General features: G+C 69.2%; 16 protein-coding genes. 8 read left to right on the top strand and 8 right to left on the bottom strand.

Annotated elements, in window-relative coordinates:
• Nucleotides 1-80: 80 nt before the first annotated feature.
• A complete protein-coding gene (locus DOE79_RS02885) occupies nucleotides 81-833 on the bottom strand; it encodes a nucleotidyltransferase family protein (RefSeq protein ID WP_162942576.1) in 753 nt (250 codons plus the stop codon).
• 97 nt (nucleotides 834-930) lie between these two features.
• On the opposite strand from DOE79_RS02885, the gene uraD reads away from it, so the two are divergent.
• Both uraD and uraH read left to right on the top strand, forming a co-directional pair.
• Nucleotides 931-1482, top strand: a complete 552-nt coding sequence (gene uraD / locus DOE79_RS02880; protein WP_120337196.1) for a 2-oxo-4-hydroxy-4-carboxy-5-ureidoimidazoline decarboxylase — start codon at nucleotides 931-933, stop codon at nucleotides 1480-1482.
• Nucleotides 1479-1823 (top strand): hydroxyisourate hydrolase, encoded by a 345-nt coding sequence (uraH, locus tag DOE79_RS02875; protein WP_120337195.1) that lies wholly within the window; start codon nucleotides 1479-1481, stop codon nucleotides 1821-1823. The genes uraD and uraH overlap by 4 nt, the downstream gene beginning before the upstream one ends.
• A 12-nt stretch (nucleotides 1824-1835) precedes the next feature.
• Here the strand turns inward: uraH and DOE79_RS02870 are convergent, their stop codons facing one another.
• The 3 genes from DOE79_RS02870 to DOE79_RS02860 form a co-directional block, all read right to left on the bottom strand.
• Nucleotides 1836-2366: a hypothetical protein gene (locus DOE79_RS02870; RefSeq protein WP_120337194.1), complete on the bottom strand. Its 531-nt coding sequence runs from the start codon at nucleotides 2364-2366 to the stop codon at nucleotides 1836-1838.
• Nucleotides 2367-2701: 335 nt separating this feature from the next.
• On the bottom strand, nucleotides 2702-3409 hold the full coding sequence (locus tag DOE79_RS02865) for an SOS response-associated peptidase (RefSeq protein WP_162942575.1): 708 nt from the start codon (nucleotides 3407-3409) through the stop codon (nucleotides 2702-2704).
• A gap of 82 nt (nucleotides 3410-3491) precedes the next feature.
• Nucleotides 3492-3941, bottom strand: a complete 450-nt coding sequence (locus tag DOE79_RS02860; RefSeq protein WP_120337192.1) for a bleomycin resistance protein — start codon at nucleotides 3939-3941, stop codon at nucleotides 3492-3494.
• A gap of 83 nt (nucleotides 3942-4024) precedes the next feature.
• Here DOE79_RS02860 and DOE79_RS02855 point away from each other — a divergent pair, with 83 nt between their 5' ends.
• Both DOE79_RS02855 and DOE79_RS02850 read left to right on the top strand, forming a co-directional pair.
• A complete protein-coding gene (locus tag DOE79_RS02855; RefSeq protein ID WP_220094272.1) occupies nucleotides 4025-4552 on the top strand; it encodes a GNAT family N-acetyltransferase in 528 nt (175 codons plus the stop codon).
• A gap of 113 nt (nucleotides 4553-4665) precedes the next feature.
• Nucleotides 4666-5181 (top strand): DinB family protein, encoded by a 516-nt coding sequence (locus DOE79_RS02850; RefSeq protein ID WP_120337191.1) that lies wholly within the window; start codon nucleotides 4666-4668, stop codon nucleotides 5179-5181.
• Between the two features lie 82 nt (nucleotides 5182-5263).
• Here DOE79_RS02850 and DOE79_RS02845 read toward each other — a convergent pair whose 3' ends face one another.
• From DOE79_RS02845 to add, 4 genes are all read right to left on the bottom strand, one after another.
• Nucleotides 5264-6691, bottom strand: a complete 1428-nt coding sequence (locus DOE79_RS02845; RefSeq protein WP_245977085.1) for an amidohydrolase family protein — start codon at nucleotides 6689-6691, stop codon at nucleotides 5264-5266.
• Between the two features lies 1 nt (nucleotide 6692).
• Nucleotides 6693-7601: a factor-independent urate hydroxylase gene (pucL, locus tag DOE79_RS02840; protein ID WP_120337189.1), complete on the bottom strand. Its 909-nt coding sequence runs from the start codon at nucleotides 7599-7601 to the stop codon at nucleotides 6693-6695.
• 51 nt (nucleotides 7602-7652) lie between these two features.
• The gene (gene allB, locus DOE79_RS02835) at nucleotides 7653-9059 is read right to left on the bottom strand and encodes an allantoinase AllB (protein ID WP_120337188.1); all 1407 of its coding nucleotides are present in this window, start codon (nucleotides 9057-9059) and stop codon (nucleotides 7653-7655) included.
• 154 nt (nucleotides 9060-9213) lie between these two features.
• Nucleotides 9214-10245: an adenosine deaminase gene (add, locus tag DOE79_RS02830; protein WP_120337187.1), complete on the bottom strand. Its 1032-nt coding sequence runs from the start codon at nucleotides 10243-10245 to the stop codon at nucleotides 9214-9216.
• Nucleotides 10246-10574: 329 nt separating this feature from the next.
• Between add and DOE79_RS02825 the strand changes: the two genes are divergently transcribed.
• The 4 genes from DOE79_RS02825 to DOE79_RS02810 all read left to right on the top strand — a co-directional run bounded on the left by DOE79_RS02825 (nucleotide 10575) and on the right by DOE79_RS02810 (nucleotide 14329).
• On the top strand, nucleotides 10575-11660 hold the full coding sequence (locus tag DOE79_RS02825; protein ID WP_120337186.1) for an ABC transporter substrate-binding protein: 1086 nt from the start codon (nucleotides 10575-10577) through the stop codon (nucleotides 11658-11660).
• 172 nt (nucleotides 11661-11832) lie between these two features.
• Nucleotides 11833-12666 carry an ABC transporter ATP-binding protein gene (locus DOE79_RS02820; RefSeq protein ID WP_245977084.1) on the top strand — a complete coding sequence of 278 codons (834 nt, stop codon included), beginning with the start codon at nucleotides 11833-11835 and terminating at the stop codon, nucleotides 12664-12666.
• Nucleotides 12666-13469 (top strand): ABC transporter permease, encoded by an 804-nt coding sequence (locus DOE79_RS02815; protein ID WP_120337184.1) that lies wholly within the window; start codon nucleotides 12666-12668, stop codon nucleotides 13467-13469. Before DOE79_RS02820 ends, DOE79_RS02815 begins: the two co-directional genes overlap by 1 nt.
• Nucleotides 13466-14329: an ABC transporter permease gene (locus tag DOE79_RS02810; RefSeq protein ID WP_245977083.1), complete on the top strand. Its 864-nt coding sequence runs from the start codon at nucleotides 13466-13468 to the stop codon at nucleotides 14327-14329. The genes DOE79_RS02815 and DOE79_RS02810 overlap by 4 nt, the downstream gene beginning before the upstream one ends.
• Nucleotide 14330 lies beyond the last annotated feature (1 nt).

Genomic DNA, 14330 nt, shown 5'->3' with positions numbered 1-14330 from the left:
CCGACGGCGATGGCGATGGCGTCGGCGTTGGTGTCGGAGCTTCTGACGGGACCGGGGTTCCGCAGTGCCTCGCGCGGCCGCTACGCCGTTTCCGGCGTATCCACGTCGTCGCCGGTGCCCAGGTCGTCACAGGGCACCGCCAGCACGCCGTGCGTCACGAGGTACGGCCGGGCGCCGGTGTCGCCGCTCAGACTCGATCGCAGCAGCGCCCAGTGGCTGCGGCCGATGACCACCGGATGCCCGGGCCGGCCGCCGAAGTGCGCCTGCCTGAGGGTCTGCGGCGTCACACCGCACCCTCGAGCGGATGTGCCCGCGAACGCGGTTGCGCCGTCCGTGGATGCCGCGCCCGCTGACGCAGCGCGAATCGGCTTCGCCGAGCCACCGCTCGTGCGCGCGGCCGCCGTGCCGGAGCTCCCCGCCACATCGATCTCGCCGATCAGTCGTGCAACCGTCGCCGCGTCGAGGTCGGGAACATCCACCGGCACCATCGCCACGGCCGTGACCGCCGGGTCGGACTCCTGCAGCGCGGCCAGCCCGGCGTCGAGCGACGCCGCCAGCCCGTCGGCCCAGCGGTCGGCATGCACGACGACCAGTCGGTCTGGTCTGGCGAACCGGCCGGCGGAGTCGCGCAGGAGCTCTTCTGCCTCGGCTCCGCCCGCGCCGAGAACCACCAGCACCGGATCGCAGCCTCCGGCTTCGAGGGCACGGGCGGCTTGGACGAGCCAGGACGCACCGGTCGGGTCGACCGCCAAGGCCTTCGGTCCGCCGTACCGGGAGCCCGCGCCCGCGGCCAGGAGCAATCCCGCCACCCGGCGGTCTCTGTCGGTCTGCATGCCAGCCATGGTACGGGGTGCGCACTGGAACTGTCCCGACCCGCACTGCTCCTACCCGAACCGCTCCCACCCGAACCGTCACCGCCCGGAGGCACCCATGACCACGATCCCCACCGGCGACGAGCTGCGCGACATCCTCCGGGCCTGCCTGGCGGTTGGCCGGTGGGTGGACGAGGTTGCCGCCCAAGCGCCGTTCGGCTCGGTCGCCGGCCTGGTCGAGACGGCGCGGACCGCAGCCACGCCGCTGACCCGGGCGGAGATCGACGAGGCCATGGCGGAGCATCCGCGGATCGGCGAGAAACCGCGGGGCACCTCGCGCGCCGCGGGATTCTCACGCAGCGAGCAGGCGTCGTCTGACGCTGATGACGCGGACCTCGCCGCGGCTCTCGCGGAGGGCAATCGCGTCTACGAGGAACGGTTCGACAGGGTGTTCCTCATCCGTGCCGCCGGGCGGACCCGCCAGGAGATCCTGACCGAACTGCACCGCCGGGTGGACCTGGACGGTGACACCGAGGCCGCCATCGTCGGCTCCGAGCTGCGGGACATCGCTCTCATCCGTTTGGGAGTTCTGGCCGTGCAGTGGCAGGATGTCTCGGTGCCCGAAACCGACGCCTCCGACTCCGCAACGCCATCGGGCGATCCCCGATGAGTCCGCGCAGCCACATCACCACCCACGTGCTCGATGCCGTGACCGGCCGGCCCGCCGTCGCTGTGGGTGTTCGTCTCGAACAGCAGGTCAGCGACAACTGGCATGATCTGGCGTCGGCGCAGACCGACTCCGACGGACGTATCGGCAACCTCGGACCGGAGGCCGTGTCGGCCGGCCGTTACCGCATCACGTTCGACACCGGAAGCTACTTCGCCGCTCGTGACCAGGCCACGTTCTACCCTCAGGTGACCATCGTCTTCGAGCTGGGCGACGAGTCCGCCCACTATCACGTGCCCCTGTTGCTGAGCCCGTTCGCCTACTCCACGTACCGCGGCAGCTGAGCCGGCGGCCGGTCAGTCCGCCGTCGCCCGGGCCGACTCATCGGCCGGGACCCGGGCCTCGAGCTTCTTCATCAGCACGGAGGCCGGCAGTAAGGCCAGCCCGAGCGGAACGATGACGTTGCGCAGCGGACTGACCACCAGGTTGAGTGCGTCGAGCGCGATGCTCGGGCGTCCCTGCGCAACGAGCGAGCTCATCCAGCTGTCGAGGGAGGCTCCCACCAACAGGCCGGCGAGGGTGAGGACGACACCCGTCCAGAACAACCCGGCGGCGGTGATGCGGGTGGCCGGATGCGCCGGTGCGATCGTTCCGCGCTCGATGAGCCGTGCCACGAAGGAGGCGGCGACCGTCCAGGTGCCCAATGGCACGAGCAGCACCAGGGCGACAGAGAACGATTCGAACCACCAGCTGGTGGCGAGGGACTGCAGCGAGTTCGGGTCGGTGACGCGGTAGACGAGGTCTCGGGCGAGCTGGAGGAGGACGCTGGCCACCACCAGCCCGATGCCGATCCACAGGAGGGCGCGGGCTGAGAGGTTCGCAGGCATGGTGTCCGATCTGTCGAGAGAGAAGCTTCCGGTGAGCGGCGCCGGGAGGCAGGCGACGGATAATTGCTGGCCAACAGGGGAAAGCTCAGGGGTGTGCCGGTTGGTATGCCCAACCTAGTGGCCGAGACAGGCGCCGTCGAGCCCCAGTGGGGCTGCGGCGGTCAGCCGTCACAGTTCAGAACGGCGGCGGGTCGTCGGGCGGATCGCTCGCCCCGGATGGTGCCGGCGATGAAGGCGGGCCGGACTTTGTGTCGGCTGCCGACGCCGTTGTCATGGCGGGACCATAGCGCTCCGCTGACGACCCGGACAGGTCGGCTCGGGCGACTGACGGGAGGTTATCCGGGGAGGGCCTCGATCAAGGTCGCATCCTGTGGGTCGATGGCCCGCACACTGTTGACCCGGCGGTCGACGAGGCGGGTGTGCATGGTGGCGGCCACGGCGGTCGACGTACGGTCGAGCAGGTCGATCATGGCCTGTCGTTTGGCCGCCGATTCAGTCCGGTCTGCGGTGGTGATCGACTGCGGGTTCAACCAGGTCGACCAGGTGTCGGGCTCCAGGAAGGCCGGCATCCGGTCGTGCACCTCGCCCGAGGCATCCCGGGCCTCGCGGGTCACGACGGCGAAGACCCGGGACCATTGCCCGTCGGCGTCCTGGGACGCCCAGCTCACGCCCGCCGCGGCCAGCAGGCCGTCGCCGTGGATGAAGTGCGGCTGCTTCGCGCCTTTCTCCCCGGTCCACTCGTAGTAGCCGAGCATGGGCACGATGCACCGCGCGTTGGAGAACGCGCCCACCCAGAATCGCTGGTCGAGCTTCTCCAGCCGGGCGTTGATGATCGGGCCTCGGCGGGGCTGGCCGGCCGGCTGGGGCCAATCCCAGGTCGCGAGGGTGACCTCCCTGGTGGGTGCATCCGCTCCCTCGGGCTGCCACTCGCGCACGATGGGCGCCGGGTCGGTCGGGGCGATGCTGTAGCTGGGCCGCCAGTCGCCGGCGCGCCCGCCGGCGGCCACGAAGTCCCGGATGAGATCGTCAACGTCTTCGTTCATCGCAAATCGTCCGCACATGAGGGCGAGGGTACTCCGTGGGCGCCGTGGAGTCACGCGGACGTTTCCCGACCCACCGACCGAGTCAGGACGCTGGGCTCAGCCGCGACGAGAAGCGCACCAGATAGCCGTCCGGATCCTGCACCAGGAACTGAGCGACACCGGCCTGGGTCTCGCCGGTGTCGTACCACTTGGTTTCCGGCGCCATGAAGAGTGGCCACTCGGCGGCGGCCAGGCTGTCGACCAGTACCGAGATGGCCGGCACCATGATCTGGAAGTTGATGCCGCGGCCGAGGGGCCGCTCCAGCGCGCCGGGGATCCAGTTGCGTCCCGCTCCGACCTGCTCGAGCATCAGGTGCGCGGTACCCGAGCGCAGGTAGGCGAAGCCCTCGAGCGGGCGTTCGTAGAGCACCTCGAAGCCGCAAAGCGTGACCCAGAAGTGCAGGCTCGTGGCCAGGTCGGTCACGAGCAACTCGGGAACGAGATCGGGAGAGACCTCCGACGCCGGCGGCGGAGTGGCTGCGGGAGAGGTCATGCCTCCCAGTATGGCGGCGGCCACGACCGGTCCCGGCGGCGCGTCCGTGGACCCGCCGGCAGCCGTTGCACCACACTGGTGCCATGAACGATGACAGTCCAGTTCCCGGCCCTGTTGAACGCGAGGGCACCGGCACCGACCCGGGCATCGACACGATCACCATCGACAGTGCCACTCCCGCAGACCTGGCCGCGCTGGCCGAACTGCGCTGGCAGTGGGTGCTCGAGAACGACGGCACGCCGGTGGTCACGCACGAGGAATTCCTCGAGGTGTTCGCGGACTGGGCCGGCCGCAACGACCAGACCCACCACTGCACGCTCGCCCGCCGGGGCACCACCGTGGTGGGCATGGCCTGGCTGGCTGTGCTGCCCCGGGTGCCGAGCGCACGGGCGCTCGTGCGGGCATCCGGTGATGTGCAGAGCGTGTACGTCGTGCCGCATGAACGCAACGCGGGTGTCGGTGCGCGGATGCTGGACGCCCTGCTTCGCCGCGCCTTCACCCTCGGCCTCGAACGGGTGACCGTGCACTCCACTCCCGGCGCGGTCACCGCGTATTCCCGGGCGGGGTTCGCGGCGTCCGACCGGCTGCTGCAGGCCACCCCGGGAGCGTGACCGGAGACCCGGGTCAGTTGCCGACGTGTGCTCCCCGTGCACCGGCGGCACGTCGCCGCGCGGGCAGCAGTCGCGCCACGCGAGGAGCCGAGGGCCTATGGAAGGCTGGGGGCATGACGCGCACCGAACCTCCTCACGCCGCCGACGAGCGCACGCTGCTGGACACCCTGCTCGACTACCAACGGGCAACCCTGCTGATGAAGACCGATGGGCTGGACCACGCGCAGCTCACCACCGCGTTGGCGCCATCGTCGCTCACCCTGGCCGGGCTGCTCAAGCACCTCGCCTATGTGGAGGACCGCTGGGTGCAGTCCAGATTCCTCGGGCGCTCCGACGCCGAATTGGAGCCGTGGGGGAGCGCGCCCTGGCATGAGGACCGGGACTGGGAATTCACCAGTGCCGCCGCGGACGACCCCGAGGAGCTGCGGGAGCTGTACCGGGCCGCCTGCGAGCGTAGCCGCCGCGCGACGGCGGGCCGCGGCCTCGACGAGCTGGTCGCAACGCCCGGCCGGGACGGCGAGCGGTGGAGCCTGCGCTGGATCCTGCTGCACCTCATCGAGGAGACCGCCCGGCACTGCGGCCACGCCGACCTGATCCGCGAGGGCGTCGACGGCACCGTCGGCGAGTAACTGTTCCCGCTTCGGACATCTGCGGCCGGCGTACCGGGCGCAGATGTCCGCACGGGCAACAGTTGCCGCCCCAGACGAGCGGCTAGGGGGCGGTGACGCGGCGCCCCCGCACGAAGACGCCTGTGATGGCCGGCTGGCGGAGGGCCATCAGCAGGGCGAACAGGGTCTGGTCGGTGGCCATGGCCTCGTCGTCGGCGCGGATACCGTTGGCCAGCACCGCCGCAAGCGGCTCCCACTTGTCGGGCTCGATGAGCAGGAAGTCCGCATCCTTGCCCACGTCGAGGTTTCCGTAGCGCTCCTCCATGTCGAGCGCCCGGGCGCCGGCCAGGGTAGCGGTGAACAGCAGCTCGGCGGGGCTGATCGACAGCCCGGCATCACCCGGCTCGGACAGGTGCACCTTGAAGCAGTCGTTGAGGACCCGGCTCATCAGCCACTCGTCGCCGGCACCGATGTCCGATCCCAGCGCCACGTTCACACCGAAGCCCGTGGTGCGGGTCCACGGCATGGTGCCCGAGCCGAGGAACTGCTGCGAGGTGGGGCAGTGCGCGATCGACGAACCGGTCTCGGCCAGGCGGGAGAGCTCGTCGTCCTCGCAGTGCACGGCGTGCGCCAGGATGCTGCGGCGCCCGAGCAGGCTGGACCCGCCCACCGCTGAGCCGGGCAGGAACTTGCCGTCGTAGGTGTCGAGGTAGTGGTCGACCTGGTAGATGGCTTTGACCACGTCGATCTCGCCGGTCTCCGGGCGGTTGTTCTCGTTGAGGTGGCTGTGGAAGTAGACCCCGTCGCCGCGCACCCCGTCGTACAGCTCGCCGAGTGCCGCGAGGGTGTGCGGCGTGACCGAGAGGCTGAACCGGGGCACGACGGCCACCTGCAACAGCGCCGTGCGGGAGTCCCCGGTGTCGCGCGCGTGCCAGCGGGAGATCTCGTCGCCCACCAGGTCGAGGGCGCGGGCCTCCGAGGTCACCAGGGCGTTGGCCGACTCCGGGCCGACGGTCTGGATGCCACGCCCGCTGACCAGGCGCAGCCCGGCCCGTTCGGACTCGGCGAACAGCGCGTCCTGGGCGTGCGGGAACGCCGAGCCGAACACCAGGGCGCTCGTGGTGCCGGCCGCCGTGCGCCGCCGGGTGAAGTCGCGGGCGATCGAGGCCGCGAACTCGTCGTCCTGCAGCCGGGTCTCGGCCGGGAACACGCAGTTGTCCAGCCACTCGAGCAGCTGCCCGCCGCCGTAGGCATCCGTGGAGTAGGTCTGCGGAAAGTGGATGTGGGTGTCGACGAAGCCCGGCAGGATGAAGCCGCCGCGATTGTCGGTGACCGGGAGGCCCTCGAAGCCGGCGGGCAGGTCGGCTGCCCGGCCGACCCAGGCGATGGTGCCGTCGCCGGCGGTGACCAGGGCGCCCTGCGGAAGCGACACCAGATGGGCCGGCGCCTCGGCGAGCGTGGGGGAGCCGGCGATGTGGAAGACGTGGCCGAGGTAGACGTGGCCCAGGGAGCCGGCGGGTTGGGCGCCCACGCTAGACCAGACCGGTGTAGGAATCCCAGGCGGGACCGGCATCCGATGCGTCGTCGTGCAAGACGGTGGCCTGGATGAGCCCGTACGGCCGGTCGGCCGCGTGGTAGACCTCGTTGTTGTTCTCCACACCGAACGGCGAGAGGTCGTAGAGGAAGTGGTGTTTGTTGGGCGCGGACAACCGGATCTCGGCGATGTTCGGGTAGGCCTCGAGCACCGCCTGGCCCATCTTGTAGAGCGTCTGCTGCAGGGCCAGGGAGTGCACCACGGCGAACTGGGTCTTGAGGATCGCGGCGATGCCCGCGTAGGTGGCCTCCCAGTCGACGTCGGTGTGGTCGGTGAAGCGCCAGCCGGCCGTGAGCGACGTGGCCATCACCCGGTCTGTGGTGGGCTGCAGCAGCGTGTACGGGTCCTGCATGAAGCCGGAGAACTCCGACCCGGTGGACTTGAGCAGGATCAGGTCCTTGAGGCCGCCGACGACCCAGATCTGCTGGTCGTCGCCGGTGCCTTCCACGGAGATCGCGGCCGTGCGCACCTCCTGGCCGCGGCGCACCCAGGTGTGGTCGTGCTCGGTGCCGTCCACGACCACGCGTTCCCAGGCGAATTCCTCGATCTCCACCCGGGAGCCGGCCACCGAGCTGATGTGGTCGACGAAGTGGGTGGCGAGGTCGAGTCCGTAGCTCTCGATCGAGAGCAGGCCCTTCTCCTTGGCGAAGGAGTACGCGGTCTGCTTCTGGGTGTCGGTGGGCAGCACCTGCAGCTGGTCGCCGGCAAGGTGCGCGTCGGCGAAGTCGCCGTGCAGGGCCGTGGAGACGCTGATGTCGTGGATCTCGTGGCGGGGCGTGTCGCGGTAGATGCGCACGATGCGGTTCTCCGCCTTGCCGTAGCGGTTGGGTCCGAGAACGATCGACATGAGTGCTCCTTCTAGTGCGTCGTGCGGGGTAGTCGGGTCGAGAGAGTCTGGTCAGCGGGCGCGCAACAGCGCGCCCGACGGTGTCGGCGTTGAGGTCTGCGCTGGTACCCGCGGGGATGCGCCGGCCTCGTCGATCGCGTAGATCACGGCTCCGGCCAGCCACGTGGTGTGCACCCGGCCGAACAGCGTGGCACCGTCGAAGGCGCTCACCCGGTTCTTGTGCCGCAGGGCGTCGACCCGCACGGTGAACGTCTCGTCCGGCGCGAAGGCGACGAGGTCGGCGGCCGCGCCCACCGTGATGACCCCGCCGGGCAGCCCGATGAAGCGGGCCGTGGCCGCGGACATCCAGTGCAGCACCCGGTCGAGGCCGATGCCGCGTTCCCTGGCCGCCGTCCACACGGCGGGCAGGCTCAGCTGCAGCCCGGAGATGCCGCCCCAGGCCAGGCCGAAGTCACCGCCGTGGCCGAGCTTGAGCTCCCGGGTGGCCGGCGAGTGGTCCGAGGCGATGACGTCGATCACACCGTCCTCAAGCCCCTGCCAGAGCAGGTCCCGGTTGCCGGCGTCGCGAATGGGCGGGCAGCACTTGAACGCCGTGGCGCCGTCGGCGATGCTCTCCGCGGCGAAGCTGAGGTAATGCGGGCAGGTCTCGACGCTGATCGGCAACCCCTCGGCCCGCGCGGCCGCCAGGCGTGGTAACACCTGCGCGGAGGAGAGGTGCAGGATGTGGGCGCGCACGCCGGTGCGCCGCACGACGTCGATCACCCGGGCGATCGCGGCATCCTCCGCCGCATCCGGTCGGCTGGCGACGAAGTCGAAGTAGCCGGTGCCGCCGTCGTTCTGGTGGCTCTCGAGCACGGCCGGGTCTTCGGCGTGCACCACCAGCAGGCCGCCGAAGCCGGCGATCTCGGCCGCCGCGGACTCGAGCTCGGCGGGGGAGAGGTGCGGGAACTCGTCCACGCCGGAGGGGGAGAGGAAGGCCTTGAAGCCGAAGACGCCCGCGTCGTGCAACGGCTGGAGCGAACCCAGGTTGCCGGGGATCGCGCCGCCCCAGAAGCCCACGTTCACGCTGGCCTGGGGCGCCGCGGCCCGGCGCTTGAGCTCGAGAGCGGCCACCGTCGTGGTCGGCGGGATGCTGTTCAGCGGCATGTCGACGATGGTCGTCACACCGCCGGCTGCCGCCGCGAGGGTGGCGCTAGCGAAGCCCTCCCAGTCGGTGCGGCCGGGCTCGTTGACGTGCACGTGGGTGTCGACGACGCCCGGCTGCAACACCTGACCGGCCGGGAGGGTGAGGTCACGCACGGTCTCGAGGGTGGCATCCACGGGCTCGATGGCGCGGATGACGCCGCCGGTGATCGCCACGGCCGCCGGCACGAAACCCGGTACTGAACGCGGCACCGAACCAGGCCCGACACCCTGCGCGGTGAGCACTCGATCCGAGCGGATGACCAGGTCGTACATCGGGTTCTCCTTCTCGGCTCGAGAGCGTCTCCGGGCCTCGTGTGAGGCCACTTCTGTCACCCTAGTGAACTCGTTCAGGCCTCGTTCCGGGGTTCTGAAACCTGTCGGACACACGACATGCGGCGTCGATGAAACACCGACGTGACGAGACGCCCTATGCCGTCGGGTACCCTGCGACGTAGTCGTCGATGGACGCCAGATAGGCCGCCTTCTCGCCCTCGGGCAACCAGGACGCCTGGAAGGAGTTCTTGGCCAGGAGCACCAGCTCGTCGGCGTCGAGGCCGGCCTTTTCGGCCAGCGCCAGGTAGTTGTCGGCCACGTAGGCACCGAAGTAGGCGGGGTCGTCGGAGTTCACCGTGACCAGAACGCCGAAGTTCATCAGGGCCACCAGCTCCACGGCCTTCATGTCGGCGGTGACGAAGCTGTTCGACACCGGGCAGCAGGTGAGGCCGAGTCCCCGCTCGCGCACCAGGGTGACCAGCTCAGGGTTCTCCACGATGTTGGTGCCGTGATCGATGCGGTCCACCTGGATGTCTTCGAGCACCTGGCGGATGTTCTCGATGCTGCCGACCTGGTCGATGTCGCAGTGCATGGTCAGCTTGAGTCCGTTCTCCCGGGCGAGGGCGAAGACGGCGGCGAACTTCGCCGGCGGGTTGTCCCGCTCGTCGGAGTCGAGGCCCACCCCGATGAAGCGGTCCTTGTAGGGCAGCGCGGCCGTCAGCGTCTCCAGCGCGCTCTCGGCGGAGAAATCGCGCAGGAAGCAGAGGATGAGCTCCGCGGAGATGCCGACCGTGGCGGCATCCTGCGCGGCCCGGTGATAGCCCACGATCACGGTCTCGATCGGCACCCCGCGGGAGGTGTGCGCCTGCGGGTCGAAGAACGCCTCCACGCGGCGCACGCCGTCGGCGGCGGCGCGGCGGAAGTAGGCGGTTGCGAGGTCGTAGAAGTCCTCTTCGGTGACGAGAACGTCCATCGCCGGGTAGTAGACGCCCAGGAAGCTCGCGAGCGAGTCGAACTCATAGGTGGCCCGCACCTGCTCCACCGTGCTCTGGCCGATGTCCACTCCGTTGCGGCGGGCCAGCGCGAGCTTCAGCTCGGGTTCGAGGGTGCCCTCGAGGTGCAGGTGCAGCTCGGCTTTGGGCAGGCCGGAGACGAACGCAGAGGTCGGTACGATAGCGGAAGACATTGGGGTTCCTTTCGGGGTGGACTCCGTGACGCTATCACGCCAGGGTATTGCCCGGCCCGAGGGGAATTCCGGCGTTTCATCCCGGCATTTCAGCCGTAATGAGCCGGAAATGTTTCGGTCTTCGGCACGTCACACGCAGCAATTAGTGTTCGAGGCATCCGAACATTTGTTGCAGCGGATGCGACGTGCTGAAACACCGCAATCACACCAGCAGCTTCACAGCAGTACTTACCCACCCACAGCACGCCATCAGTATCAGGGCATCCCGCCCCCAGCACGCCGTTGAGTTCCACGGCAACCCCCCGAGCACCATCGAGAGGAACCGCGTCATGACGCAAGCCCCGCTTTCCCCGTTCACCCGCCGCTCTGTCAAGCGCCTCGGTCAGGGCGTGGCTGTCGCCGCCGCCCTCACCCTGCTGCTCACCTCCTGCGCGAGCGACGCCGGCTCCGACTCGGCTTCCGGTGAGGACGCCTCCTTCGGCGACGCGAGCATCCAGCTGTCCTGGATCAAGAACACCGAGTTCATGGGCGAGTTCGTCGCCGACGACGCGGGCTACTTCACCGACGCGGGCTTTGACTCCGTCGACCTGATCCCCGGCCCGGCATCGGCCGAGGCCGGCGTCATCTCCGGCAACGTCGACCTGGGCATCGGCAACGCCATCTCCACCGGAACCGTCATCGCCGAGGAGGGCGCCCCGCTGAAGATCATCGGCGCGACCTACCAGAAGAACCCCTTCACCATCCTCTCGCTCAAGGGCGTCGGCAACATCGCCAAGCTCAGCGACCTGGCCGGCAAGACCATCGGCGTGCAGGCCAGCAACCAGAGCCTCTGGGATGCCTTCCTCAAGATCAACGACATCGACCCGTCCACGATCACCGTGGTCCCGGTCGAGTACGACCCGACCCCCCTCTTCAACGGCGAGGTCGACGGCTGGTTCGCCTATCTCACCAACGAGTCGATCGACGCCGAGCTGGCCGGCCTGGACCCGGTCAACCTGCCGCTGGCCGACAACGGCCTGCCGTTCGTCGCCGAGACCTTCACGGCCTCCGACGACGCGATTGCCAATGACCGCGAGAAGCTCAAGGCGCTCCTGGTCGCCGAGATCAAGGGCTGGTCCGACGCGATCAACGACCCCACCGCAGCAGCGACCCTCACGGTCGACACCTACGGCAAGGACCTCGGCCTGACCATGGAGAAGGAAACCCGCCAGGCGGAGATCCAGTCCACCGACCTCGTCGTGAGCGATGACACCGTGGCCAACGGGCTCTTCACGATCAGCGACGCCCTGCAGAAGGAGTCCATCGCCACGCTGAAGGCCGCGGGCATCGACATCGACGCCAAGTCGCTGTTCGACCTGAGCCTGCTCGCCGAGGTCTACAAGGAGAACCCCGACCTCGTCAAGTACAGCAAGTAGTCACCGCTGCACGTAACCACCGCAGCACGTATACCGGCTGCGCGTAACCCAGCACCAACTCGCTAGTCGCACCATCACTCGGCATTGCCGCGGCACCCGTCTCCTGGAGGCGGGTGCCGTCGGCGATACTGGGTATCCGGTTCCCGACGACGCCCAGTAAGGAATGTACGACGTGAGTACGATCGACACCGGCCCGGAGGCCACCACCTCGGCCACCACCTCGGGAACCGGGCTGCACATCTCGGAGCTCCACAAGACCTTCTCGGTCGGCCGCAAGGAGGTTGTCGCGCTCGACAATGCCAACCTGCACACCGACAAGGGCAGCTTCCTGTCCCTGCTCGGCCCGTCGGGCTGCGGCAAGTCCACGATCCTGCGCATCCTGGCCGGCTTGGAGAACCCCACCAGCGGCACGACGCGCGTCGACGGTAAGAGCCCCGCCGAGCTTCGCAGCGGCCACGAGCTCGGCATCGCGTTCCAGGACTCCGCCCTGCTGCCGTGGCGGAGTGTGCGCAGCAACATCAAACTTCCCTTCGAGGTCGCCCGGATGCCGGTCGACGAAGACTACGTCACCGAACTCATCCAGCTCGTGGGCCTCACCGGTTTCGAGAAGGCCAAGCCCGCCCAGCTGTCCGGTGGGATGCGCCAGCGCGTGTCGATCGCCCGGTCCCTGGTGCTCAAGCCCTCGGTGCTGCTGCTCGACGAGCCCTTCGGCGCCCTGGACGACATGACCCGCCAGCGCCTCAACGTGGAGCTGCTGCGCATCTGGACCGAGAAGCCCGCGACGACCCTGATGGTCACGCACGGCATCTCCGAGGCGATCTTCCTCTCCGACCAGGTGGCCGTGATGAGTCCCCGGCCCGGCCGCGTCAAGGAGGTCATCGAGATCGACCTGCCCCGGCCGCGCCTGCCCGAGATGATGCGCACCCCCGAGTTCCACGCCCTGCACGACCGGGCCTCCGAACTGCTCTTCGGCGCCGACACCCCGGCCCCGTCCGGAGCGCACTGATGCCGGTCAGCCGTGGCCTGCCGGGCTGGGCGACCGGCCTGATCGGGATCGTCGTCGTCGTTGCCCTCTGGTGGGTCAGCGCTCTGACGATCTTCCAGAACGCCGGCTCCGTCCCCGGCGGCGCCATCCCGACCCCGGCCGAGGTGGCCGCGCAGTTCGTGAACGACGGAGTGGGCTTCTTCTGGCCGCACATCACCATGACCCTCAGCGAAGCCGCGATCGGCTTCCTGTGGGGAAATGGCCTGGCCCTGATCCTGGCCGGCCTCGTGCTGATCGTGCCGCGCATCGAGAAGATCGCCCTGCAGATCGCCGTGATCACCTACTGTGTGCCGATCGTCGCCATCGGCCCGATCGCGTACGTCGTCATCGGGCCCTCCAGAGGGGACCCGTCCGGCACCGCCATCTTCCTGGCCGCACTGTCGGTGTTCTTCACAACCGTGGTCGGCTCCCTCGTGGGGCTCAAGGCCGCCGACCAGGCCAGCCTCGACCTGGTCAGCGTCTACGGCGGCACCAAGTTCACCCAGCTGCGCAAGGTCCGGCTGATCGCCGGAACCCCCAGCGTGCTCAACGCCCTGCAGATCGCGGCCCCGGCCGCCCTGCTCGGCGCCATCCTGGGCGAATACCTCGGCGGTGCCGAGCGTGGACTCGGTGTGGCGATGATCGCCGCCGGCAACGCCGCCAACGTGGAACGGGTCTGGAGCCTGGCCCTTGTCGCCGGTCTCCTGGCCGGTATCGGCTACCTGCTCTTCGCCGTGATCTCCCGTTTCGCCACCCCCTGGACCACCGGACGGAGCAGCTCGTGAGCGCCCAGACCCTTGTCACCGGCCAGCCGGCCGTTCTCACCAAGAGCACCGGAGCGCAGGCCCGCGGCCTGGGCGCCTACCTCGGACGGGCCCTCGGCACGGGCGTGCTCACCCTCGCGATCGTCCTCGCCGCCTGGCAGGGACTGATCCTGATACTGGGCATCTCCCCGTTCATCGCCAAGGGCCCGGCTGACGTCTTCAACTGGCTGTTCACGGTTCCGGCCGCGGCCGAGAACCGGGTGCTGATCCTCACCAATCTCGGGATCACCCTCACCGACGCGTTCCTCGGCTTCGTCGCCGGCATCCTGGTGGCGCTGATTCTTGCCACGCTGTTCACCCTGTCGAAGGGCATCGAGCACGCACTGATGCCCATCGCCCTGCTGCTGCGCAGCGTGCCGCTCGTCGCCTTCGTTCCGGTGCTGATCCTCATCACCGGCCGCGGCCCGTCGATCGCGGTGGTCACCGGCGCGATCGTGGTGCTCTTCCCGGCCCTGGTGAACATCGCGTTCGGCCTGCGGTCGGCGTCACCGCAGGTGAGTGACGTCATCGCGGTCTACGGGGGAACCCCGTTCACCGCGCTCCGCAAGGTGGCATTGCCCAGCTCGCTGCCGTCGTTCTTCGCGGCGATCAAGATCTCGATCCCCGGCGCCATCACCGGCGCCCTGCTGGCCGAGTGGCTCGCCACCGGCCAGGGACTCGGCTGGGGTATCGTCGTTGCGGTCTCCCAGGTGAAGAACTTCGAGGTGTGGTCGTCTGTGGTGATCATCACCATCGTCTCGATGGTGCTCTATGGCGTGGCACAGTTCGCCGAGAACCTCGTGCTGCGACGGATGGGCATGGACCAGAGCGCAGGCAACTAGC

It is taken from the genome of Cryobacterium soli (assembly GCF_003611035.1).
GTDB classification, from domain to species: Bacteria; Actinomycetota; Actinomycetes; order Actinomycetales; family Microbacteriaceae; genus Cryobacterium; species Cryobacterium soli.
This window is presented reverse-complemented; position numbering and strand designations above follow the sequence as displayed.